This is a genomic window from Bradyrhizobium sp. DOA9 (assembly GCF_000617845.2).
Taxonomy (GTDB): domain Bacteria; phylum Pseudomonadota; class Alphaproteobacteria; order Rhizobiales; family Xanthobacteraceae; genus Bradyrhizobium.
In genome coordinates, this window is record NZ_DF820425.1 from 6,825,589 (window position 1) to 6,848,768 (window position 23,180).

Genomic DNA, 23,180 nt, shown 5'->3' on the forward strand with positions numbered 1-23,180 from the left:
AATCCGCCTCCACCACAGGCCCTAGAGAATCGCAAATCCTCCTCTTGTGCAAAGCTCTCGCGTGCGGGAGAGGGTTGGGGAGAGGGTGTCTCCGCAATGGGACACTCCCCCAGAGGATAGAGCCCTCGCCCGCCGCGCTCTGCGAGCGCGCCGGCCTCTCCCGCGCACGGGAGAGGCAAGAAAAGCCCGCGGCTCGGTCCGGGCAACCCAAGAGCGCCTACGGATTCTGCGGCGTCAGCACCAGCGGCGGCTTCGGCCTCGGCTTGGCGGGCGGCGGGCCCGGGGCCGGCTTCACGTCGATCGGCGGCGGGAGGGGCGCGACCTGCTGGCTGGCAAGAGGCGGGCTCGGCGCGGCGGGCGCGGCCTGTGGAGCCTTCGGGGTCGGCGCCGGCCTCGATTCCAACTTGGGCTTTGCCGGTATGCGGCGCGAATCCTGGCCCGGCACCGGCACATTGGCCGGCGCCTGCTCGGGCGCGCCATCCGGAGAGATCAGTGTCGGCAGCGCCGCGGTGGCCGGCGGCGGCTCGCCGCGCTCGATGGCGTCGAGGCGCCGCGTCTCGCGATCGATCGTGCGCACCGCAAGCCACGACGACAGCGGCGCGAGGTCGATGGTGCGGCTCAGCCTGTCGGGCGGGCCTGCCGCGAACAGCTGAATCTCCGGCGGAGCGCCGGAGAGCCCGGTCATGATCGGCGTCAGGCTGGCGCGGATATCGGCCTGGTCGGCGGGAATGTCGTAGCCGCCGGAGACGATGGCGCGAGCATTCTTCGCTTCCAGCGGCGTTGCGCCGACCCGCAGGCGGCCGTCGCGGATCGTGAACGGAACCTGCGCCGAGGGCACCGCGATGCGACCCGACAGCGCGGGCTCGACGAGCTGCCGCAGCCGGTTGTCGTCGTTGACCTGGCCGCCGTCGCTGGCGCGGATGGCGATCTCGAACGCACGCGGATTGAGGCCGGCGATCTCGGCGGATTCGAGCGTCACCGTGCCGTTGCCGGCGAGCGCACCGGTGAGGGCCGCGACGCTCCGGCCCTGGCTGGTCAGCGCCATTTGCGCCGAGGCGCGCCCCTTGGGCAGCGCGAGGTCGCGATAGCGCAGCGCCGACGCATCGACATTGCCGAGCTCGATGCGCGCGTTCAGCGCAAGGCCACCCGGGCCGTTGCGCGCGTCGAGGCTTGCGGACATTTCGCCGCCGCCGACGCCGCCTTTGAGCGCATCGAGTGCGAACGACTGGCCGTCGCTCCGGATCGTGCCGCCGAAGGGACGCAGCTCGATGCCGCCGGGCAACGTTCCGCGCAAGGCCTGAAAGGCGATGCGGCCGCGCCAGCCGCTGACCAATCCTGCGCTGAGCGGCTCGCCGGACTCACGACCGGTCGCGCCGACGGCGATTGCAAGCGCCGGCACCAGATCGAGCGAGTCGAGCCCGATCTCGCCGTCGATCGATCTGTCCTGATCGAGCGTCACCGCAACATGGCCGCGCAGATGCGAGCCGGCGGCATTGCCGTCGAGATCGCCGAAGGTCAGGCGATTGCCTGATAGCGTGAGGCGGGAGGACAGGCTGACATTCTGCGCCGACTTGTCGGCCGCGCTGGTCCCGAGCAGCGGCGCCAGATTGGCGTTGCGCACACGCAGGTTCACGCTCGCCTTCGTTTCCAAAGCTTTGGGCTCGGACGGTTTGGGCTCCGACAATTCGAGGCTACCTTGCGCGTCGGCATCGAGCCCGCCGCCGTTGAGCCTTGCGGTCAATTGCAGGGGACGGCGCCAGGTCCCGCTCAAGCGGCCTTCGAATTGCGAGGCGCCCTCGCCCGCGGCCACGATGCGATCGAGCCCCAGCAGCGCCAATAGCGAGCCGGCCTGCGGCGCCGCGACTTTCGTGTCGAGCGTGAAGTCGCTGTTGCGCAGGCGTTCGAGGTCGATGCCGCCGATGGCGGCCGCCGGCGTCTGTGCGGCCAGGGTCGCCGAGGCCTTGAGCTGGGGCGCGTCGAGGTCGAGCACGAGGCGGGCATTGCTGCGATCGGCATGATCGGCGTTCTTGTCGAGGCTGAGATCGAGCTTGAGACGGGTCGCGCCGGGCAAAGACGGAAGCGCATCGAGGCGCGCGCGCAGAGCGGGCGCAAACGGCTCGACCAGCGCGGTGAGCTCGCGCAGCGAATTGGCCGAGGATTTCAGCGCGAGCTTGCCGGTCGTCCTGGTGCGGTCGAAGCTGCCGCTCGCCTCCGTGGTCACGCCGCCGCCCTGGCCGAAGCGCAGCTGCTCGAGCGACAGCGACGCCGGGCTATAGGCGAGCATGGCCGCGAACGGCCGCAGCTCCTGGCCGGCCGAGACGGCGCGGCCGACATCGAGCGCGAGCTTGGCCTCGTCCGGCCATTCGCCTTGCGGCCCCGCCAGGGCGCGCACGAAGCTCGCGGCGGCGTCGAGGTCGAGCCGGTCGGCCCTGAGGTCCGCGTCGATCCGCGAGCCCTTGCTTGCGCCGGTTTGCACGAAGGCGATGCGGCCTTCGACGGCGCCGCCGTCGATGTCGGCCTTCAGCCTGTCGATGGCGAGATGATTGGCGGCGATGGTGACGTCGCCGGAAAGGCGCAGCGGCCGCGTGCTGCGGCGGGTGATCTCGCTGCGGCCCTGCAGCCAGGCCACCAGCGCGTCGGGATCCGAGGACTCGACGCTGAGCCGGCCGCTGAAACTGTCGGCGCCGGGAGCCGCGCCATTGAGCGAGACCTGCGTCATGCCGGGCGCGCGCAGCTCCAGCCGCCGGAAGGTCCAGGACCGGCCATCGGTCGCAAGCTCGGTTGCGATGTTCTGCAGCGGACGGCCGCCGAGCATGATCTGATCGGCATTGAACTCGATCTGCGCCGGGATCGGCACCTGCGGGATCGCCGCAAGGCCAGCGCGCAGCGCCGGCAGGACACGCTGCGGATCGGCATCGTCTCTGGCGGTCAGCCTGTCGGCATCGACCTGCCGCGCCGACAGCACCGTGCGCAGCAAGGGCGAGGCGCCAAACCTGAGATCGCCGACGCCGCCGAGCTTCAGCGCGTTGTCCTCGGTGCCGAAGCTCGCGTCGATCTGGTCGAATTTCGCGCCGGCCGGATCGGCCTTGAGCCGGGTCGCGAGCTTCCAGGGTGTCGGCCCCGCCTCGCCCGCCTTCCTGGCCGCGGGCACGGCAAGCGTCAGCGCGCCCTCGAATTTCGGCTGGCGATTCTCGAAGGCGAGCACGCCTTCGAGATCGGCGAGGATGGCGCGCTCACCGGGATCGATGTTGAGGTGGAGACGGGTCGCGCTGCCGTCGGCGCTGGGGCCGGAGGAGACGCGGAACGGGTAGCGCACGCCGCGCGCGGTGAAACTGCCGTCGCCCCGCACCGAGCCCGCGAGCGAGCGCACGTCGCCGGAGAAGGCGATGTCGTTCAATTCCAGCGTCGAGCGGCTGGCGGCATCGTGCAGAGCGATGCGGCCGGTGAGGTTCAGCCGCTCGATGGCGAGGGAGGCCAGGTTGAAGGTGCCGCTCGCGGTGGACGGCAAATCGACCCGCCCGCGCGAATCCAGGCCAAGATCGACCGCCATGCCGCCGACCGAAAGCTCGGTGGCACGCCATTCGCCGCGCATCAGGGAGCCGAGGCTGAACTCGACATCGAGCTTGTCGGCGCGCAGGCGGCCGAGATCGTTGTTGCCCCCGAAGGTGACGCCGCGCAGCCGCAGCGTCGGCGCCGGCAACAGCCGCGCGTCGAGCTCGCCCGCCACCCGCACCGGCACGCCGATGATCTTGCCGGCCTCCGCCTCGAACTGGGGCCTGAACTGGTTCCAGTCGATGTAGTACGGCCCGATCAGCGCGGCCAGCAGCGCAATGATGAAGGCAATCGCCAATCCGAGCAGCGTCGTCTGCACGGGTCTCCCCTCGGCCAAACCGGCCCGGGCCGAAGCTGAGGGCCTCAGGCGCGCCGGAACAGCCCCTTATATAGGGGGAAGTGTGGCGAAGTCACAGCGACTGTTGCGCGCGGAGGTTAACGCGCAAGCCCCCTCACCAGCTCGCCGGCAGCCGCTTCAGCCCGCGCAGCACGAAGGTCGGCCGCCATTCCGGGGTCTCGACGTCGTCGATGCGCAGATCCGGCAGTCGCCGCAGCAGCGTGGCAATGGCGATCTCGGCCTCGATGCGCGCCAATTGGGCGCCCAGGCAGAAATGGATGCCGCCGCCGAACGACAGCGGCTTGACGTTCGCCCGGGTGACGTCCAGCCGGTCGGGCCGGTCCGGATAGACGGCGGGATCGCGGTTGGCCGAGCCGAGCAGGCAGAGCACGGTCTCGCCCTTGGGAATCCTCGCGCCGCCGAGATTGTCGATATCCTCCAGCGCCACGCGTCCGGTCATCTGGACCGAGGAATCGTAGCGCAGGAACTCCTCGATCGCGCCCACCATCAAATCGGGCCGCGCCTTGAGCAGCGCGAGCTGGTCCGGATTGCGATGAAGCGCGAGCAGGCCGTTGCCGATCAGGTTGACCGTGGTCTCGTGGCCGGCGCCGAACAACAGGATGATGTTGGCGGTCAATTCCTCGTTGGTGAGCTTGTTGCCGTCCTCCTCGGCCTGCACCAGCTGGGTGATGAGGTCGTCCCCGGGATTCTTGCGGCGCAGCTCGAACAGCTGCTGGAAGTACATTTGCGCCATCAGGTTGCCGGCGTTGCCCTGCTTGATCTCCTCTGGAGACAGAGGCACGGGATCGAGCAGCCGCCCGCCGTCGCGCGAGCTCTTGTAGAAGGTCTCGCGATGCTCCTCGGGAATGCCGAGCATGTCGCAGATGATGGTGACGGGCAGGCGAAAGGCGAAGTCCTCGATCAGGTCCATGTGGCCGCGCTCGGTCACGGCATCGATTGTCTGGTCGACGATCTCCTGGATCCGCGGCCGCATGTCTTCGACGCGGCGGGCGGTAAAGGCCTTCACGACGAGGCCGCGCAGGCGGGTGTGGTCCGGCGGATCGGCTTGCAGCATCCAGTAGCTCATGCTGCGAAACACCGGCTCCTTCATGATCTCGGGGCCGTAGCGGCGCGTGGTGCGCTCGACGAAATCCTTGCCGAAGCGCTTGTCACGCAGCACGAGACTGACCTCGGCGTGACGGCTGGCGACGTACTGGCCGAACGGCGTCACGTGGATCGGGTCGAGCGTGCGCAGCCGTTCATAGTGCGGATAGGGATCGCGGATGAAATCGGGCGAGAGCGGATTGAACAACGGTCCGCCGGCGGGTTGCACTTGCTCGTTCATGGTGACCTCGAATCGGTTGGCGCATGACACGAATACGCAAGGCTGCCCCATCGCCCGGCGTAACCATCCCTGAAAGATTATCAACTCGATACATTGTTGTATCGAGTTGCATTCTGCCCTAAGCTGCGCCGATGTCAAGGGTGAGAACCAGGCCGACCAGGGACGACACGCGCGAGGCGCTGTTCGAGGCGGCGGCGCGCCTGTTCGAGGCGGACGGCATCGGCGGCGCCAGCATCGAGGCGATCGCGGCGGCGGCGGGCTTCACCCGCGGCGCGTTCTATTCGAACTTTGCGAGCAAGGACGAATTGATCATCGCTATGCTCGAGGACCATGTCGCGCAGTCGATCCGGCGCAACATGGACATCCTCGCCCAGCACCACAATCTCGACGATTTCATCGCGGCGCTGAAGACGATGGACCGCAGCCGGCAGGATCCGCTCGGCCGCTCGCCGCTGCTGCACATGGAGATGATCCTGTTCGTGGCGCGCGCCGAAAAGCGCCGGCCCGAGCTCGCCAAACGCCTGCGCGCGCGGCGCAAGCTGGTCGCGGACATCATCGAGGCGACGCTGAAGAGCAACGGCCGCAACCACAATCTGGACCCGCCCTGGATGGCCGCGATCGTGCTCGCGCTGGAAGACGGCTTTCGCCTGCACCGGCTGATCGATCCCGAGACGACGCCGGCCGACAGCTTTCTGCGCGCGCTCACGGATTTGCGACGCAGGACGGGGTTGGCCTCCGCCTAGCGGATGCCTGCAGCGGTCAGCGCGACCACGCCGGCGTCCCTGGTCGACGCATCGAGAGCATTGCCCGTCGTTGGCCGGTGCGCAGACGATAGTACTGGCTATTGCAACGCCAAAGGCGCATGCTCACAGCAGCCGGCACCGGTTGGGGCTTCACTTGCGAAAGGCAGGCGCGCATGACCATCCGCTCGCGGCAAAAAGCCGTCTCGTTCAGGCATTCGCTCCTCGTGCCCACCGTCGATCTCGCCGATGCGCAAGCTGCAGATGCGAGGATCGTCAATGGATGACCGGCCGGTCGATCTCGACAAGCACCGTGGCATGGCCGCGCAGAAGGCCACCGACCTGCGCCGCGCGCTGGCCGAGGTCGAGGCTCATGTCAGAGAGCTGCGCGAGCGCGAGGCCGACCTCGAGCACCGCATGATGACGGTGCCCGCGGCATCCTGGCCGGAGGCCGCAGTGAAGGCGCGCCATCTGCTCAACCTCTATGCTGCAAGCCTGCCCGCCGAGGACACGCGCCACCGCGCGCTCGTGTCGGCGCTGTTCGACGATTTCGCACGGCTATCCGGAGACGGCTGAGCCGAGCGACGGCTGCCTGCATTCTACGCGCATGCTGGCGCGAACGCGCCAGGAAACCGACGTGTAATGGAGCAAGCCATGACACTGACCAGCGGCCGCTTTATCGGCCATGAATACGACCGGATGATCGTACGGTTCTCGATGCTTGACGGCGCCAGGGAGATTCCTTGCGCAATTTCGACCTCCGCAATGGACGATCTCGAGCAGGGCCGCAAGTCAGGCCCGAGCAGCGGGAAGCCCAATTCGCCCGTCTACGGGATCGCATCGAAGCATGCGCTGCGAGCAAGTATCGCGCCACGGAATTCGAAGGCACCCCGCCGGGCATCGTGCTGCGAGGCATCGACTTCAGGCGATAGGATCTCGGCCCAAGGAACACAGCCGCGACGCTTGGTCGGGCTTTTCTGCGGCGTCACGGCTGACGCGCGCGGCGAGGTCCGGAAAGCAGATCGTTGCTACTCCGGCCTCGCCTTGATTTCCGGCAAGGGCGGCTTGCGCTCGAAAGGCTTCTTCTTCGGTGGTGCGGGCAGCAATCCTTCCCTGATCGCCTGCTTGCGAGCGAGCTTGCGGGCGCGGCGAATGGCCTCGGACTTCTCGCGGGTCTTTCTCTCCGACGGCTTTTCGTAGGACCGTCGCTGCTTCATTTCCCGGAAGACGCCTTCGCGCTGCATCTTCTTCTTGAGAACGCGGAGCGCCTGCTCAACATTGTTGTCTCTGACGAGTACGTGCAATTGATCCTCCTGGCTCGGGCTGCGAATGCGATATGTCCTGCAGGGCAGCCGATTGCGCAGGAGCTTCATTGCGATGTGTGAGGATAGTGGCCGCGACATTCGTCGCGGCTTCGGACGAGCCGATCTGCTTGTCACAGCGAGCATCTTGGTGGCGTCACGTGACCACCGTCGTGCTGCACTGTCAATCGATAATCCCTTGCTCGCAGATCGCTGGCTTGAGATCGCTGCGCCGTTTCACGGATGTACTGGAACGGTCGCCTTGCCCGCTCGATCCCGGGATTGAGCGGGTTTAGTCGTTGCGGGGAGTGCAGATCGTGCCCGACCAAGCGGCCGATTGCCTCGGGCAGGCTGAGCCTGTCGTTCTGGCGAGCCATCCATGCCGCGATCGTGCAGTATCGCTCAAAGCCGCTAGGCCGACTGCTTCACAGCAGCCTTGTCCACCGCAACATCCAGCCGCCCCAGCATCGCCCTCGCCTGCTCGGCGCAGTGCTCGATCAGCCAGTGCTCGAAGGCGACCGGCGGCAGCGCCGGTGCGTAGAGGAAGCCCTGGACGATGTCGCAGCCGAGCTCGGCCAGCGTGTTGCGCTGCCCCTCGGTCTCGACCCCCTCGGCGACCACGCTCATGCCGAGGCCCTGGCCGACGCGGATCACGGCGGTGGCGATCGCGAGCGCGCCAGCGTCACGCTCGATGTCGCGCATGAAGCTGCGGTCGATCTTGAGCTCGCGGATCGGCAGATGCGCGAGCCGGCTGAGGCTGGAATAGCCGGTGCCGAAATCGTCCACCGAGAGACCGACGCCGAGCTCGCGGATCGCGTTCATCGTCTCCAGCGCCGCGGCGCCGTCCTGCATGAACGCGCCCTCGGTGATCTCCAGCATCAGCGCGTCGGGCGGCAGATCGTGCTCGGCCAGGATGTCCTTGAGCCGCGCGGCCAGCGTGACGTTGCGGAAATTGATCGGGGACAGGTTCACCGAGACGCAGGGAATGTCGAGCCCGGCGCGACGCCAGCTCGCCATCTGGCGGCAGGCCTCGCGCACGGACCACAGGCCGATCTGCTCGATCAGGCCGCATTCCTCGGCGAGCGGGATGAACTTTGCCGGCGAGACGTCGCCGAGCACGGCATCGCGCCAGCGCGCCAGCGCCTCGACGCCGTGGATCGCGCCGTCGCAGCTGCGGATCTGCGGCTGGTAGCTGAGGCTCAGCGCGCCCTCCGCGACGGCGCGGCGCAGCGCCGCGATCAGCGCCAGCCGCTGCTCGGCGAGCACGCTCATCTCGGCACTGAAGATGCGATGCGTCGAGCGTCCGGCCTGCTTGGCCATGTACATCGCGGCATCCGCCTGCTGCATCAATGTGTCGATGTCGGTGGCGTGATCGGGATAGAGGCTGATGCCGATGCTGGCGGACATCGGCATCAGCTTCGATCCGAGCCGCAACGGTGCGGACAGGGCCTCGGTGATCCCGGCCGCGATGCGCTCGGCGTCTTGCGCATTGCGTTGCGGCAGCAGGATGACGAATTCGTCGCCGCCGAGCCGTCCCAGCATGTCGTCGGGACCGATCTGCTCGCGCAGGCGCTGCGCGAGCAGGATCAAGAGCTCGTCGCCGGCGGCGTGGCCGAGCGTGTCGTTGACGTCCTTGAAATGATCGACGTCGAGGAAGGCGAGCGCGACATGGCCTCCGGTCGGACAGGCATCGATCGCGGTCGCGATCAGGTGGCGCAGCCGCGCGCGGTTCGGCAGGCCGGTGAGCATGTCGTGATAGGCGAGCCGCGCGATTTCGGCGCGCGCCTCCTTGCGCTCGATCGCGAACGCGCCGAGGTTGACGCAGGCATCGACGATCTGGCGGTGCCATCTGCTCGGCGCCCGCGGTTCGCGATAATAGAACCCGAAGGTGCCGATGACCCGGCCGTCCTTGGCCTTGATCGGCGTCGACCAGCAGGCGCGCAAGCCCACTTCGAGCGGCCGCGCCTTGTAGGGCTGCCAGCGCGGATCGGCATCGATGTCGGCGACCAGAATCGGAATTCCGTAGAAGGCTCCGGTTCCGCACGTCCCGACCTCGGGACCGATCGCGATGCCGTCGAGCGAGCGGGAATAGTCCTCGGGCAAGCTCGGACCGCCCAGCGGATGGAGCAGGCCGGCGGCATCGACGTGCAGCAGCGAACAGACGACGCCGGGCGCGATCTGCTCGACGCGGCGGCACAGCCGATCGGCAATCTCGGTGATCGGCGCCTCGTCGGCGAGCGCCGCCATGATCAGCTGCTGCAGCGAGCGCAGCTGCCGGGATTCGGTGATATCCTCGACCAGCGCGAAGAGGTGCTTGACCCGGCCTTTCTTGTCGCGGAAGGCGTCGATCCGGGCGGAGACCCAGATCTCCTCACCATCCTTGTCGTAGGCGAGCACCTCGACCTCGGCGCGATGCCCGCCACGCATCAGCCGCTTGACGAGCAACGCAACCGCCTTGCGATCGGTGTGGCGGCCGGCAATGAGCTCGCCGGCGCGGCGGCCTTCGGCCTCCTCGCTGCCATAGCCGAACAGCGCCGTGAACGCGGAGTTGACGTAGACGATCTTCTCTTCCACGTCTGTGATGATGACCGCGCGATTGGTCTGGTCGGAGACCGCGTGGAGAAGTCCGATCCTGGCGCGGCGTTCGGCATCGAGGGTAACGTCGCGCGCGAACACGATGCGATGGGTCGCTCCGTCGACCGTCGCCGACCACATCGCGACCTGCGCCTTGATGCGGCTGCCGTCGCGCCGTACAAGGCTGATCTCCTCGCGGAGATCCGCGGTCGCGCCGGCCTTGAGACATTCGAGGGTAAGGACGGCGGCGTCGCGGCCGAGCACCTCGGCGGCGGCGAGCTTCCAGATCCGCTCCGCGGCGGGGTTGAAATGGGTAATGCGATGCGCCTCATCGACGATGACGATGCCGTCGTCGGCGCGCTCGAGCGCGGCGCGCAGCACGTCAGGAATTTCTGTCGCATGGTGATCGGAGGCGAGCATGGTCTGAACCGGCGGCATCGGGAAATGCGGCAATCGGCGAGAGGTTAACGCTCCGATGGTGTCCAAGACGTTTTTGCAATTCCGCCGCGCCGCGCCAAGAGGCGGCATGATTAACGCTTCGCGAAAACGCCGAAGGTATCTTGAAGCGTCCTGGACCTATTCGGACCCCGTTTCGAGCTTGTGCAGCCGGCCGGCCACGGCCCTCACCTTGCCCGGCGCCGCCCGCCAGATCGCGAGCGCCGACACCCCGCTCACGACCATGGCGAGCGCGAAAGCCAGCGTGTAGTCGCCGGCGCGATCATAAAGAACGCCGGTCAGCCACGGTCCGGCCGCACCGCCCGCCAGCGCAGCGAGCATGATCGTGCCGAAGATGCTGCCCTGGTGCCTGCCCTGGAAGATCTCGAACACCACCGCGCCCATGATCGAGGTGAGGCCGTAGCCGAGCGCGCCTTGCGTGAACACCATCAGATAAACCAGCCAGAGCGAAGCCTGATACTTCAGCGCGATCAGCGCGGCGAAGCAGACGACGAAACCCGCACAGCTGATCGCCCACACCCACTCCCTGCCGATGCGGTCGGAGACGTGCCCCAGCACGATCTGGCCGGGAATGCCGAGCAGGCTGACCATGCCGAGCGCCCACACTGCAACGCCGGAGCTGAAGCCGACGTCGAGCAGGAATTTGGTCTGGTGCACCTGCACCGCGTACCAGATGTACAGGCCGCAGAAATAGCCGAGCGCGATCCACCAGAACCGCGCGGTCGCGACGGCGCGCCGTAGCGTCCACTCGGTGTTGACCCAGACCGGATCGACCACGTTCGAGACCGGCTTTGCCGCGCCCGCGGCCGGGGCGGCATCGCCGTCCGGCTGGAGGCCGATGTCCTCGGGACGCTTGTGCAGCAGCAGGTTGATCGGCGCCAGCGCGATCAGGACGAGCAGGCCCATCGCGGTGCAGGCGGTGCGCCAGCCGGTCTGCTCGATCAGGTGCTGCGCCCATGGCAGCAGCGTCACCGAGCCGATACCGACGCCGGCAAAAGCGATTCCGATGGCAAAGCCGCGCTTGCGGATGAACCAGTTCGGCAGGAACAGCGATTGGCCGGAATAGCCGAGACAGACGCTGCCGGCGCCGACCATGACGCCGATGGTGACATAGAGGTGCCACGGCGCGCTGGTCAGCGGCGCCAGCAGCAGACCGCCGCCCATCAGCACGACCCCGAGCTCCATCACCGCGCGCGGACCGGCGCGATCCATCAGGCGGCCGATCAGCGGGCTGACCACGCCCGACACTACGAAACCGAAGGAGAAGGCGCCGGCGGTGACGCCGCGCTCCCAGCCGAACTCGGCGATGATGGGCGGAAAGAATAGCGAAAAGGCGGTGCGCGCGTTGACGCCGATCGCCATGGTGACAAAGGTCACGGCGACGACGACCCAGCCGTAGAAGAACGGAAGCCGCATTTTTTTGTTTCATCCCTGGACGATCCTTCGGACCATCTGGGGACGGCGGGGTCAAGCGGTTTTCTCGCGGCCATCCTTCGAGACGCCCGCCTTTGGCGGGCTCCTCAGGATGAGGCCGGAGTGCGCAGCGGCAGTTTCAACGGACACCGATGCCTCTTAGCCTCATCCTGAGGAGACCGCGAAGCGGTCGTCTCGAAGGACGAGGCGCGCGCTCAGGCGGCGTCGAGCCGTGAGGATTTGACCGGCGCGTCGAACAGGACCCGCTCGATCGGATGCGGCCGGCCGAACAGGTAGCCCTGCGCAAAATTGACGCCGAGCGCCTTCAGCCGGTCGAACTCCTCGCGCGTCTCGACGCCTTCGGCCGTGACCGACATGTCCAGTCCGCGCGCCAGCGTCACGATCGAGGAGATAATGGCGGATGAGCGCGGCTGCTGGGTCAGGTTGCGAATGAACGACTTGTCGATCTTGATCTTGTCGAACGGGAACGCGGTCAGGTAGCTGAGCGAGGAATAGCCGGTGCCGAAATCGTCGAGCGCGAGCTCGACGCCGAGCTGCTTCAGCCTTTCCATGAAGGCGTGGTTCTCGCTGCCGCGCTCCAGCAGCACGGATTCCGTGATCTCGATCTCGAGCCGCTGCGGCGGCAGGCCGGAATCGGCGAGCGCCGCGCAGATCATGTCGAACAACTCGGCTTCCTTGAACTGGATCGGCGACAGGTTGACGGCGACCATGAGATCGGCGGGCCAGCCGGCCGCATCCGCGCAGGCGCGCCGCAGCACGAATTCGCCGAGCGGCACGATCAGCCCGGTCTCCTCGGCAAGCGCAATGAACTGGTCCGGCGGAATCAGGCCGCGCGTCGGATGCCGCCAGCGCACCAGCGCCTCGAAGCCGCGTCGTGCGCCGCTGAGGGCATCGACGAACGGCTGGTAGTGTACTTCCAGCTGGCAGCGGGCGATGGCGTCGCGCAGATCTCCTTCGAGGGTGTTGCGCGCCTCCAGCTCGGCCGACATCGCTTCATCATAGATCGTGAAGCAGTTGCGACCGGCCGATTTCGATCGATAGAGCGCCAGATCCGCCTTCTTCAGCAGCTGCTCCTGATCGCTGCCATGATCCGGCGCAATCGCGATGCCGACGCTGGTGCCGATCTCGACGCGGTGGCCGGGCAGCAGGAACGGCTTGCTCACGAGCTTGGCGATCCGCGCCGCCAGTTCGGTCGAGCAGGTGCGCTGGTCCTCGCCGGCCTCCTGGATGATGGCGAATTCGTCACCGCCGAGCCGCGCCAGCACGTCGTTGGCGCGCAGTGCGGATTTCAGCCGCTGCGCCACCTGGCGCAGCAGCGCGTCGCCGGCCGCGTGGCCGAGGGAATCGTTGACGTTCTTGAAGCGGTCGAGGTCGAGCATCAGGATCGTGAAGGGCCGGCCCCTCACGCTCAACCGTCTGTTCATCTCGTCGAGCCTGGTGAGGAAGAAGGCGCGGTTCGGCAATCCAGTGAGGATGTCGGTCTGGGCAAGCTCGAGCACCCGCCGGTTCGCCAGCGACAGCCGCCGCGAATTGCGGCTGGCGAGCATCAGGTAGGTCGACAGCGACAGCGTCAGCAGCATGCCGACGACGAGGACCGCGACCGCCCGGTCGTAAGTCGTCGCCAGCGGACCGCCGGCGGTTGGAACCGCTCTCACCTGCCAGTCGGTGTCGCCGATCCTGAGGTTGCCCGACCAGTGCCGCGAGCTCGCGACGTCCCGCATCGACTGCGGCGCCGAAGCGGCGGACGCATAATCCGGCAGCATATGCTCCAGGCTGACGATCTGCGCCGTGAAGGGCGGGTAAACGTTCATGCTGACTGCGGGGCTTGCTCCGGTGGTCACCCGAATGGACTGGATCAGCATGGGCAGGTCGAAGATGCCGATCACGAAGCCGGCGAGATTTCGGCGCCGATCGGCGATCTCCTCGCGCGAGGTTCCCTTGGCGTAGACGGGAACGGCGACGAGGACGTCGGGCACCGAGCCGCCGCCCTCTTTTGGCTCGAACAGGCGCGTGCGGAGGGCCGCGACGCGGTCGTTGTCGCGCGCGCGCTCCAGCACCGCCCGACGCTCCGGAACGGTGGTGTAGTCCATGCCGTAAACCGACGAGGTCTTCGGCCGCGTCGAGTAGAACACCGGAAAATATTCGTCGCCCTGCGGCGCGGTGGCAAAGCTCTCGCCATGGAGCGACTTGATGCGATAGCCCGACAAGCCGTCCCTGATCGCGGCGGCTTCGTATTCCGCACGCTCCTTGCGGCTGACGCGCGGCAGCCAGGCAATACGCAGCATACCGGGGTGACGCTCGAACAGGCGGGCGCTGAAGGTCTCGAATTCGCTGCGGGTGACTTCTTCGTTGGTGGATTCGAACAGGGTTCGCAGCGCGAGAAGCCTCGATATGTACTCGTTCATGCCGTTCTGCATGACGATCGCCTGGGTCTCGGCCGCGTTCTCGAACTCGATTCTGTTGACGCGATCTTCCCACCGCGCCACCGCGGCAGCGCCCAGGACCGAGAACAGCAGACCGATGCCGACCGCGACGAGCGCAGGCCGGTAGAGCCCGAGCAGCGGCGCGGCGCGCCACCATCCGCCGCTGCGCCTCCGATCCTGATCATTCTGATCGCGACCGTCCATCTTGAAGCCGCCGTCCCTTGTCCGCGACGAACCGAACCTCTGGTTGAGGTGCCGGCCCTGCTATCGGAACAAGACCGCGGTTAAGAACTGCACAATTTTGGACAGCAGTCGTTCCGCAATGCGGAAACTAGTTAACGAAGTGCCCGAACGATCCCCGCATTCTGGAAATATGTTACCGGTTTTGCCCGGAATACTACGGACGTTCTGCGCCGTGCCGCTTAGCGAGCTATTCAGGCTCGTAACGCTATGTTGCGCAAGGTTTCTTCCAAATGATCCGGCAAGGCCTCCCGATGCATCGATTTCGATCAGCGAGATCCGTCGTCCTGACCATCGCGCTTCTAATCGCGACCACGCTGGCGGCGAGGGGCAACGAGGCCGGCATCAGCGAGGATGCGATCCTGTTCGGCCAGGCCGCGGCGCTGGAAGGCCCCTCCTCCGCGCTGGGGCAGCGCATGCGGCAAGGCATCGTCGCCGCCTTCGCAGAGGTCAACGCCAAGGGCGGCATTCATGGCCGCAAGCTCCAGCTCATCAGCCGCGACGATGGCTACGATCCCGACCGTTCGGTGGCGCAGACCCTGCGCCTGATCGACGACGACAAGGTGTTCGCGCTGATCGGCGCGGTGGGCACGCCGACCGCCATGGCGACGATACCGATCACCGGCTCCAGGAACGTGCCCTTCATCGGCCCGTTCACCGGCGCCGAGTTCCTGCGCGATCTCGAACTTCCGAACGTCGTCAACATCCGCGCGAGCTACAGCGCCGAGGCGGAGGCCTGGATCAAGCATCTCACCGAGGATCGCAAGCTCACCCGCATCGGCATTTTCTACCAGGACGATTCCTTCGGCCGCGACGGGCTTGTCGGCGTGAAGCGGGCGCTCGCCAGGCGCGGGCTCGAGCTCGCCGCCGAAGGCACTTTCGAGCGCAACACCCGCGCGGTCGGCCAGGCCTGGCGCATGATCAGGCGCGCCGACCCCGAAGCCATCGTCATGGTCGGGACCTATGGACCGTGCGCGGAGTTCATCAAGCTCGTCCGCCGCAGCGGCGCTCGTCCAACCTTCGTCAACATCTCCTTCGTCGGCGCCAATGCGCTCGCCGCCGAACTCGGCCCGGAGGGCGAAGGCGTCATCGTCTCGCAGGTGGTGCCGTTTCCCTGGGACCGCTCGCTCAAGCTGGTCGCCGACTACCAGGCGGCGCAGAAGGCGTTCGACCCGACGCTGACGCCGGACTTCGTGTCGCTGGAAGGCTATCTGTCAGGGCGCCTTGCGGCCGCCGCGCTGGAAAAGGCCGGCCCCAACCCGACCCGCGCGAGCCTGCTGCGCGCCATCAACGATACCGGCCGCTTCGACATCAGCGGGAGCATCTTCACCGTCGGCACACGCATGCTCGACGCGCCGCCGAAGGTGTTCCTGACGGTGATCCAGAAGGACGGGACGTTCAAGGCCGTGGACCGGCTTTAGGGCTCTTCACCGCCGCCGAGTCCAGCGATCGGCGTTGACGGCGCCTTGCGGGATTTCCCCCCTCGCGATGGCCTCGACCTGCCGCACGGTCTCCAGCGACTGGTACTCGATGGCTTGCGGCGTCAGGCCGCCGACATGCGGCGTCGCGATGACGTTCGGCAGCTTGGCAAGCTCGGGCGTCGGCATCTGGTCCGGTGCGCGGCCGACATCCATGGCGGCGCCGGCGATGCGGCCCTCACGCAGCGCGCGGGCCAGCGCGGCCTCGTCGACCAGATTGCCGCGCGAGAGATTGATGAAGACGGCATGCTTCTGCATGCGCGCCAGCGCCGCCTCCCCGATCAGGTTCTCGGTCTGCTCATTGGCGATGGCGAGGCAGACGACATAGTCCGAGGCGCCGAGGAGCTCGTCGAGCCCGACCTGCCGGATCGCGGCATCGCTGACGGTCGCAAAGGGATCGGCAACCAGCACCTCCATGCGCATCACCTTGGCGATCTCGGCGAGGTAGCGGCCGATGCTGCCGTAGCCGATGATGCCGATCCGGCTGCCGGCGAGTTGGCGGCCCATCCGTGCTTCCGGCTTGCGGCCGGCCTGGTAATCTGCGGTCGTTCGCGACACGCCACGGGAGAGATCGACCATGAAGCCGAGCGCGAGCTCGGCCACGGCCTGCACGAAGCCGGGCCCAGCGCGGGTCACCAGCACGCCGGCTTGCGAGGCCGCATCCACGTCGACGTTGCGGATGTCGACGGCGCAGCGGACGAAGGCTCGCAGACGCGGCAATTGCGCGAATGTCTCGCCGCGCCCTTCCGTCATGCGGTCGGCGACGATGATGTCGGCATCCTTGGCGGCGCGCACGAGGCCGGCGGCGTCCAGAGTCTCGTCGCTCTCGTGCAGGATCACCTCGGCGGCCGCGCGCAGGCCGTTCAGGCTGCGATCGCCGTAGTAATTGCGCCGCATCTCCGGGGTGTGCGCGAGCAGGACCTTCACGACAGGACTCCTTCAATAGCCGAATGCCCGCGGCAGCGCGGTCGAGAGCCATGGCACGAAGGCGATGACGAGCAGGCAGAGAAACAGCAAGCCAAGATAGCCCATGATCGGCTTCACCGTCTGCTCGATCGGCACGTTGCCGATCAGGCAGGCGCCGTAGAGGCCGAGCCCGAGCGGCGGCGCGAACAGGCCGATACCCATCGCGATGACGAGCACGACGCCGAAATGCAGGGGATCGACGCCGAGCTGCACCGCAACCGGCAGCAGCAGCGGTCCGAAGATGATCAGCGCGGCCGCGCCCTCCAGCACCGAGCCCATCACGATCAAGACGGCGATCGCCAAGAGGATGAACAGCCAGACGCCGGAGGTCTTGGAGAGGCCCAGCATGAAGTCGCCGACCGCATGCGGCACCTGCTGCAAGGTCAGCGTGAACGCCAGCGACTGCGCGGCTGCGACGATGAACAGCACCAGCCCCGCGCGCGTCGCCGCCTGCACGAAGCTGTGCGCGGCCGTTTTGAAGCCGAGCTCGCGGAACACCACGCTGCCGACGACCAGCGCATAGGCCACCGCGAAGGCCGAGATCTCCGTGGCCGTGGCAAAGCCGCTCTTGAAGCCGAAGAAGATCATGAAGATCAGGCCGAAGGATGCGATCGCGCCGCTCCACAGCCCCGACACCGGCATCTGCGGCTCGACGTCCTCGACCTTGTCCGGCCGCTTGCCGAAGATGATGGACACCGCGATCAGGACCAGCGCCATCAGCGCCGACGGCAGCAGCCCTGCGACGAACAGGCCGCCGATCGACAGATTGGCAACGAAGCCGAGAATGATCAGGTTGATGCAGGGCGGGATCGTCTCCGCCATCACCGCAGAGGCCGCCAGCAGCGCCACCGCGCCGCCCGGGTTCTGCTTGGAGCGGCGCGCGGCCGGGATCAGCACCGAGCCGACCGCGGCGACGTCGGCCATCTTCGAGCCGGAGATACCGGAGAACAGCACCATCGAGGCCACCATCACGACATTGAGACCGCCGCGCATGCGGCCCACGGCGCGCTGCAACAGCTCGATCAGCCGCACCGACATGCCGTTGGCTTCCATGAGATAGCCGACGAGGATGAAGAAGGGGATCGCCAGCAGCACGAAATTGTCGATGCCGCGTGCCATCTGCTGGGCGAAGATGACGCCGGGCAGTGCGCCCTCGACCCAGATGAAGATCAGTGCGGCCAGCGCCAGCGCAAAGCCGATCGGCAGCCCGCCGAACAGGGTGGCGAAGAAGCCGACTATCATCAGGGTGCCCGCCGACGGCACCGAGGACGGCGACAGATGATCCCAGCCGAAGTAGAGGCCCGTCACGACGAGGATGGCAACGAATCCCCTGACGATATCGGGCAGCGGCCTCGCGCAGAGATGATCGATTGCGAACAACGTCATGAACAGCGCGCCGACGCCCATGGGATAGAAGGTCAGTTCCAGCGGCAGGCCGGAGCCGGTGGTTTGGCCTGATGTGAGCGAGCCCAGCTTGATCGCGTTGTAGGCGACGTAGCCGGAGATCAGCACGATCAGCAGCGCGCCGGCGGCATCGACCAGCGCGCGCAGCCGCACCGGCAGGAGATCGCGGAAGAAGGAGACGCCGACATTCTCGCCGCGCGCGAGTGCGCTCGCCGCGCCGAAGAAGGCCGAGCCGACCATCAAGCCGCGGGCGACGTCGTCGGACCATTCGACCGGCGCGTTGAAGAAGAAGCGCAGCAGCACGGAGGCGCAGACGACCACGAGATCGGCCGCGAGCAAAGCGGCCGCGATCGCGTCGCTGACGCGAAGCAGCAAGCTGATGCTGCCGTGGCGGCCGCCCAACAGGGGCACGGCAGCTGACATGGCCACGTCAGATTTGGTCATATCAAGCTTGCGTCGCGCGGACGACGTCGATGACGGCCTTGGACTCCGGCCGCGCCTTGATGAAGTTCTCGTGTTGCGGCGCGACGCGCTTCTTGAACGCTTCGCGGTCGCATTCGGCCACCGTCACGCCCTTCTCGGTCAAGGCCGCCAGCGCCTCCTTCTCGACTGCGAGGCCATGGGCACGGGTGTCGGCCGCGGCCTTCCTGGCCGCATCGAGGAAACCCTCGCGCAGCTTCGGATCCATGCGGTTGTACGTCATGTCGCTGAAATAGATCGCGAGCGGCGAGAAATTGTGCTGGGTCAGCCCGTAGAACTTCGACGTTTCGAAGAACTTGCTGGCGAGGATCGTCGGCGGATCGTGCTCCAGGCCGTCCAGCACGCCGGCCTGCAAGGCCGTGTAGATCTCGCCGAACGCCAGCGGCGTCGCGGCGGCGCCCATCAGGCGCAGGCATTCGGTGATGACTGGATTGGGCAGCGTCCTGATCTTGAGGCCGGCGAGATCCTCCGGCGTCTTCACCGGCTTCTTCGCCAGCACGCTGCGCGAGCCGAAATTATAGGCCCAGGCGATGATGCGGATGTTGCCGCCCTTGAGCAGCGCGTCCTCGATCGGCTTGGCAGCGCCCGCCTCGAACGCCTTGGTCTGCTGCGGGAAGCTCGAGAACAGGAAGCCGAGATCGAAGGTGCCGACCAGCGGCACCAGATTGGCCGAGATCGACGAGCCCGACACCATGAGATCGATAACGCCGAGCTTCACCGAATTGATGACGTCGATCTCCTGACCGAGCTGGTTGTCGGGAAAGAAAGCGACCTCGACCTGCTCGCCGAGGCCGTTACCCCTGAGGTTCTTGACCAAATTGTCGTAGTAGACGCGGCCATTGGCGTATTTGGGATCGTTCGGCAACGAGGAGGAGCATTTCAGCTTCAGCGTCGCAGCTTCAGCGCGGCCGATGATGGCGGGAGAGAGCACAATGCCGGCGGTGACCGCCGCCGATGACTTGATGAACGCGCGACGGTTCACGGACACGATGGTCATGGTGCGGCTTCTCCCAAATTATTCTTTTTGCAGCCGCGATCGTTGTCGCGGCGTGTTGGTTCGACTGTATGGCCAAAGCGACGACACAGGCAAGCGATGCGGCCGATGGCGTCGCGACGGCACGAGCGACAGGCGCTCTGCGGTAACCGCGACGGAATGCCTTTATTTAGCGGTGTTTTCGCGCATGCCGCGGGCAGCGACAGGTCCTGCCATGCAGGATTGAGAGGGATCGATCCAATTCAGGTATGGATCAATGCCGAACGCAGATTGATCGACTGGAACGAAATGGAATGCCGAAAGCCGCGGGATCGTGACCCCGCGGCCCGCAAGGCTTCAGCGAATGCAGTGATCTCAGCGCGAGTGCGCGCCGCTGAGTTGGCCGCTCGCCGCAGCGACATCACGCGAGGGACGCAGCGCATAGGCGCCGTCGCCGAGCAGGGCTTGCGCCGCGAGTGCGATCGCCCAGAAGGCGGGGAATTCCCAGCCACCCTTCGGATTGCTGAAGAAGAAGCCGGCCGCGCCGTGCACCGAGAAGATCGCGCCGAGCAGGATCGGAATGCCCGCGAGCGCCGCATAGCGGGTCCAGACGCCGAGGATCAGAGCGACGCCGCTGAGCACTTCCACGGTCATGATGAGATAGGCGAGCTCGGGCGGGAAACCGAGGCTGCCGAAGAACTTTGCTGTACCGGCGGGTGTGAACACGAACAGCTTCAGGCTGGCATGGGCGAGGAACAGCGCGCCCAGGGTCACGCGCAGCACCAGCGCGGCGTAGGGGGCGGTCCGGGAATCGATCATGGCGGGTCTCCTTTGCGACGCACCATGATCTATTCTCAAATCGATGATAATCTGCTATTTTCGAAATATACCTCACACCAATGGAGTGAGACGGGCTTTGCTCGACCGCCTGACCAGCCTGGAGGTTTTCGCGAAGGTTGCCGCGGCCGGCAGCCTCTCCGGTGCGGCCCGGGCCATGAACCTGTCGCAGACGATGGTCACCAAGCACGTCGCCTCGCTGGAGGCGCGGCTCGGCACAAAATTGTTCCACCGCACGACCCGACGGCTCTCCATCACCGAGGCTGGACGTAGCTATCTTGAATCCGCCGAACGCATTCTCGCCGACATGGAGGCTGCCGATGCCGCCATCGCGCGCGAACGCATCGAGCCGCGCGGGCTGCTGCGCGTCAACGTCCCCGTCGTGTTCGGCACGAGGCAGATTGCGCCTGCGATCGCGGAGTTTTCGGCAGCCCATCCCGAGGTCACCGTCGAGCTCGGCCTCAACGATCGCCTCGTCGACCTCGCCGAGGAAGGCTGGGATCTTGCGATCCGCATCGGCAGCCTGCGCGACTCCAGCATGGTGGCGCGGAAGCTCGCACCGAACCGCCTCGTGGTCTGTGCCGCACCTTCCTATCTTGCCAGGCACGGGACGCCGCGCAGCGTCGCCGACCTCGCCGGGCATAATTGCCTCGGCTACACGCTCTCGCAGCAGGCGAGCGCGGCGGAATGGCTGTTCGGCGCCGAGGGCGAGATCCGCGTCCAGGTCAACGGCACCTTGCGGGCCAACAACGGCGATGCGTTGCGCGCGGCGACGCTTTCCGGCCTTGGCCTTGCGCGGCAGCCCACCTTCATCATCGCCGACGATCTTCGCTCGGGCGCGCTCGTCACGCTCCCGCTCGACCAGCCGGAGATCCAGACGTCGGCGGTGCATGCGGTCTACCTGCCCGATCGCCGCCCACCGGCCAAGGTGCGCGCCTTCATCGACTTTCTCGCCGCGCGCTTTGCGCCAGTGGCTCCATGGGACCGCGGACTGCCGTGACTGGGCACGGCTGGACGCGCCAGCTCCGGCAGAGCCACTGCCCGATTTTGTCGCACGCCCAACGTGAGCCAGCGCACAGACAGTGTCATGGCACAGACCTAGAAAAAGTGACATCATCGTGCGCATTGCCGTGGAGGTGACATCATGCGCCGTCCAGTCTTTTCGAATTTGCTTCTTGCGTCCGGTCTTCTCGCGCTCACCCAATTGATGACGCCGACGGAGGCGGCCGCCGAAGCGCGGCTTGCGCTGGTGATCGGCCAATCGGCCTATCGCACCGTGCCGGAGCTGCCCAACGCCGCCAACGACGCCAAGGGCATGACGGAGCTGCTCGGCAGTGCCGGCTTCACCGTCACCACGGCGGCCAATCTGGCGCAGACCGAGATGCGCGCGGCGATCTCCGACTTCGCCGGCAAGGTCAGTGCCAGCGGTGCCGACACCGTCGCGCTGGTGTTCTATGCCGGCCACGGCCTGCAGATCGACGGCGAGAACTATCTGGTGCCCGTCGATCTCGACCCCAAGCGCGAGGCCGACATCCCGCTGCAGGGCGTGCGGCTGAACGACATGCTCAACACGCTCGGCGCGCTGCCGACGCGGGCGCGCATCTTCATGCTCGATGCCTGCCGCAACAACCCGTTCCCCGCGCTCAGCGGCGCCGGCCACGGCCTTGCGATCGTCGACACCAAGGCCGGCGCGCCCGGCTCCTTCATCTCCTATTCGACCTCGCCCGGCGCCGAGGCCGAGGACGGCAGCGGCATCGACAGTCCCTACACCACGGCTGCGCTGACCATTGCCAAGCAGCCGAACCTGCCGATCGAGGAAGTGTTCAAGCGCATCCGCGTCGCCGTGGCGCAATCGACCGACGGGCGGCAGATCCCCTGGGAAAGCTCCTCGCTGACCACCGATTTCAGGTTCTTCGGCGAGAGCAGCGGCAACACGCCCGCGCTTCCCGGCGCGAACGCGATGGCGCTCGCCGGGGGGACGCGCAGCGTCGAAGACTGGCGCAAGACGTTGCAGGGCAAGCCGGCCATGGTCGCCTATGAGCTCGTGATCACCGAGGACACGGTGGAGGCGTACCAGGCCTATATCGAGCTGTACGCCCAGGACACCCGCACCCCGCGCCTTCGCACGGTGCTGGAGCGGCGTCGCCAGATGCTGGCGTGGGAGCGTGCCACCGCCATCAACACCCGCGCCTCGTTCGAAGCCTATCTGGCGAACTGGGACAACAGCGATCTCGCGGCAACCGCGCGCCGGCTGCTGCTGCGCGTGCAGAACCGCAACTACGCCGTGCCCGTCGCCGCCGCAACGACGCCCGTCGCGGTCGCGATGGCGCCGACCTGCCCGTGTTCGACGCCCGCGACGCCGGCAACGCCGGTCAACCCGTCGGTCCCGCCCGTGATCAAGAAGCGCGTCGACGAGACCCCGCCGAAGCGCAAGGTGGTCGAGACGCCGCCCAAGCGACGGCCGCCGTCCGAGCAAGTGGTCTACGAGCGTGCGCCGCCGCCGGATCGCGGCCCGCCGCCGGAGGCCGTGATGCAAGGCATCGGCATCGGCGTAGGGATCGGCCTCGGCATGGGAATGGGTGGCCGCGGCGGCGACCATAACAGCGGTGGCTACCGCAGATATTGAGCCGGTCCGGCACA

The 23,180-nt window shown here is 67.0% G+C and carries 15 protein-coding genes and 1 pseudogene; 6 read left to right on the forward strand and 10 right to left on the reverse strand.

Features of this window, described 5'->3' with window-relative positions; all coding sequences use genetic code 11:
* Positions 1 to 217 precede the first annotated feature (217 nt).
* The gene (locus tag BDOA9_RS32115) at positions 218 to 3,871 is read right to left on the reverse strand and encodes an AsmA family protein (protein ID WP_025038054.1); all 3,654 of its coding nucleotides are present in this window, start codon (positions 3,869 to 3,871) and stop codon (positions 218 to 220) included.
* Between the two features lie 133 nt (positions 3,872 to 4,004).
* Complete coding sequence (locus BDOA9_RS32120) at positions 4,005 to 5,234, reverse strand: cytochrome P450 (protein ID WP_025038055.1); 1,230 nt, start codon at positions 5,232 to 5,234, stop codon at positions 4,005 to 4,007.
* 131 nt (positions 5,235 to 5,365) lie between these two features.
* Here BDOA9_RS32120 and BDOA9_RS32125 point away from each other — a divergent pair, with 131 nt between their 5' ends.
* The 3 genes and pseudogenes from BDOA9_RS32125 to BDOA9_RS32135 all read left to right on the forward strand — a co-directional run bounded on the left by BDOA9_RS32125 (position 5,366) and on the right by BDOA9_RS32135 (position 6,906).
* Entirely contained in the window at positions 5,366 to 5,977 is a 612-nt protein-coding gene (locus tag BDOA9_RS32125) for a TetR/AcrR family transcriptional regulator (protein WP_025038056.1), read from the forward strand.
* Between the two features lie 276 nt (positions 5,978 to 6,253).
* Entirely contained in the window at positions 6,254 to 6,550 is a 297-nt protein-coding gene (locus BDOA9_RS32130; protein WP_025038057.1) for a hypothetical protein, read from the forward strand.
* A gap of 78 nt (positions 6,551 to 6,628) precedes the next feature.
* A pseudogene (locus tag BDOA9_RS32135) lies at positions 6,629 to 6,906 on the forward strand (DUF1488 domain-containing protein).
* Positions 6,907 to 7,002: 96 nt separating this feature from the next.
* Here BDOA9_RS32135 and rpsU read toward each other — a convergent pair.
* The 4 genes from rpsU to BDOA9_RS32155 form a co-directional block, all read right to left on the reverse strand.
* On the reverse strand, positions 7,003 to 7,278 hold the full coding sequence (gene rpsU / locus BDOA9_RS32140) for a 30S ribosomal protein S21 (protein ID WP_025038058.1): 276 nt from the start codon (positions 7,276 to 7,278) through the stop codon (positions 7,003 to 7,005).
* A 408-nt stretch (positions 7,279 to 7,686) separates the two neighbouring features.
* The gene (locus BDOA9_RS32145) at positions 7,687 to 10,287 is read right to left on the reverse strand and encodes an EAL domain-containing protein (RefSeq protein WP_244521559.1); all 2,601 of its coding nucleotides are present in this window, start codon (positions 10,285 to 10,287) and stop codon (positions 7,687 to 7,689) included.
* Positions 10,288 to 10,425: 138 nt separating this feature from the next.
* Complete coding sequence (locus BDOA9_RS32150) at positions 10,426 to 11,721, reverse strand: MFS transporter (RefSeq protein WP_025038060.1); 1,296 nt, start codon at positions 11,719 to 11,721, stop codon at positions 10,426 to 10,428.
* A gap of 212 nt (positions 11,722 to 11,933) precedes the next feature.
* Positions 11,934 to 14,366 (reverse strand): bifunctional diguanylate cyclase/phosphodiesterase, encoded by a 2,433-nt coding sequence (locus tag BDOA9_RS32155; RefSeq protein WP_025038061.1) that lies wholly within the window; start codon positions 14,364 to 14,366, stop codon positions 11,934 to 11,936.
* A 290-nt stretch (positions 14,367 to 14,656) separates the two neighbouring features.
* On the opposite strand from BDOA9_RS32155, the gene BDOA9_RS32160 reads away from it, so the two are divergent.
* Positions 14,657 to 15,823, forward strand: a complete 1,167-nt coding sequence (locus BDOA9_RS32160) for an ABC transporter substrate-binding protein (RefSeq protein WP_025038062.1) — start codon at positions 14,657 to 14,659, stop codon at positions 15,821 to 15,823.
* 6 nt (positions 15,824 to 15,829) lie between these two features.
* Here BDOA9_RS32160 and BDOA9_RS32165 read toward each other — a convergent pair whose 3' ends face one another.
* The 4 genes from BDOA9_RS32165 to BDOA9_RS32180 form a co-directional block, all read right to left on the reverse strand.
* Positions 15,830 to 16,807: a hydroxyacid dehydrogenase gene (locus BDOA9_RS32165; RefSeq protein WP_025038063.1), complete on the reverse strand. Its 978-nt coding sequence runs from the start codon at positions 16,805 to 16,807 to the stop codon at positions 15,830 to 15,832.
* 12 nt (positions 16,808 to 16,819) lie between these two features.
* Complete coding sequence (locus tag BDOA9_RS32170) at positions 16,820 to 18,673, reverse strand: TRAP transporter large permease (protein WP_025038064.1); 1,854 nt, start codon at positions 18,671 to 18,673, stop codon at positions 16,820 to 16,822.
* A gap of 22 nt (positions 18,674 to 18,695) precedes the next feature.
* A complete protein-coding gene (locus BDOA9_RS32175) occupies positions 18,696 to 19,727 on the reverse strand; it encodes a TRAP transporter substrate-binding protein (RefSeq protein ID WP_025038065.1) in 1,032 nt (343 codons plus the stop codon).
* A 351-nt stretch (positions 19,728 to 20,078) separates the two neighbouring features.
* On the reverse strand, positions 20,079 to 20,522 hold the full coding sequence (locus BDOA9_RS32180; RefSeq protein ID WP_025038066.1) for a DoxX family protein: 444 nt from the start codon (positions 20,520 to 20,522) through the stop codon (positions 20,079 to 20,081).
* A 97-nt stretch (positions 20,523 to 20,619) separates the two neighbouring features.
* Here BDOA9_RS32180 and BDOA9_RS32185 point away from each other — a divergent pair, with 97 nt between their 5' ends.
* The gene (locus tag BDOA9_RS32185; RefSeq protein ID WP_025038067.1) at positions 20,620 to 21,540 is read left to right on the forward strand and encodes a LysR family transcriptional regulator; all 921 of its coding nucleotides are present in this window, start codon (positions 20,620 to 20,622) and stop codon (positions 21,538 to 21,540) included.
* A 144-nt stretch (positions 21,541 to 21,684) separates the two neighbouring features.
* Complete coding sequence (locus BDOA9_RS32190) at positions 21,685 to 23,166, forward strand: caspase family protein (protein WP_025038068.1); 1,482 nt, start codon at positions 21,685 to 21,687, stop codon at positions 23,164 to 23,166.
* The last annotated feature ends 14 nt before the right edge of the window (positions 23,167 to 23,180 follow it).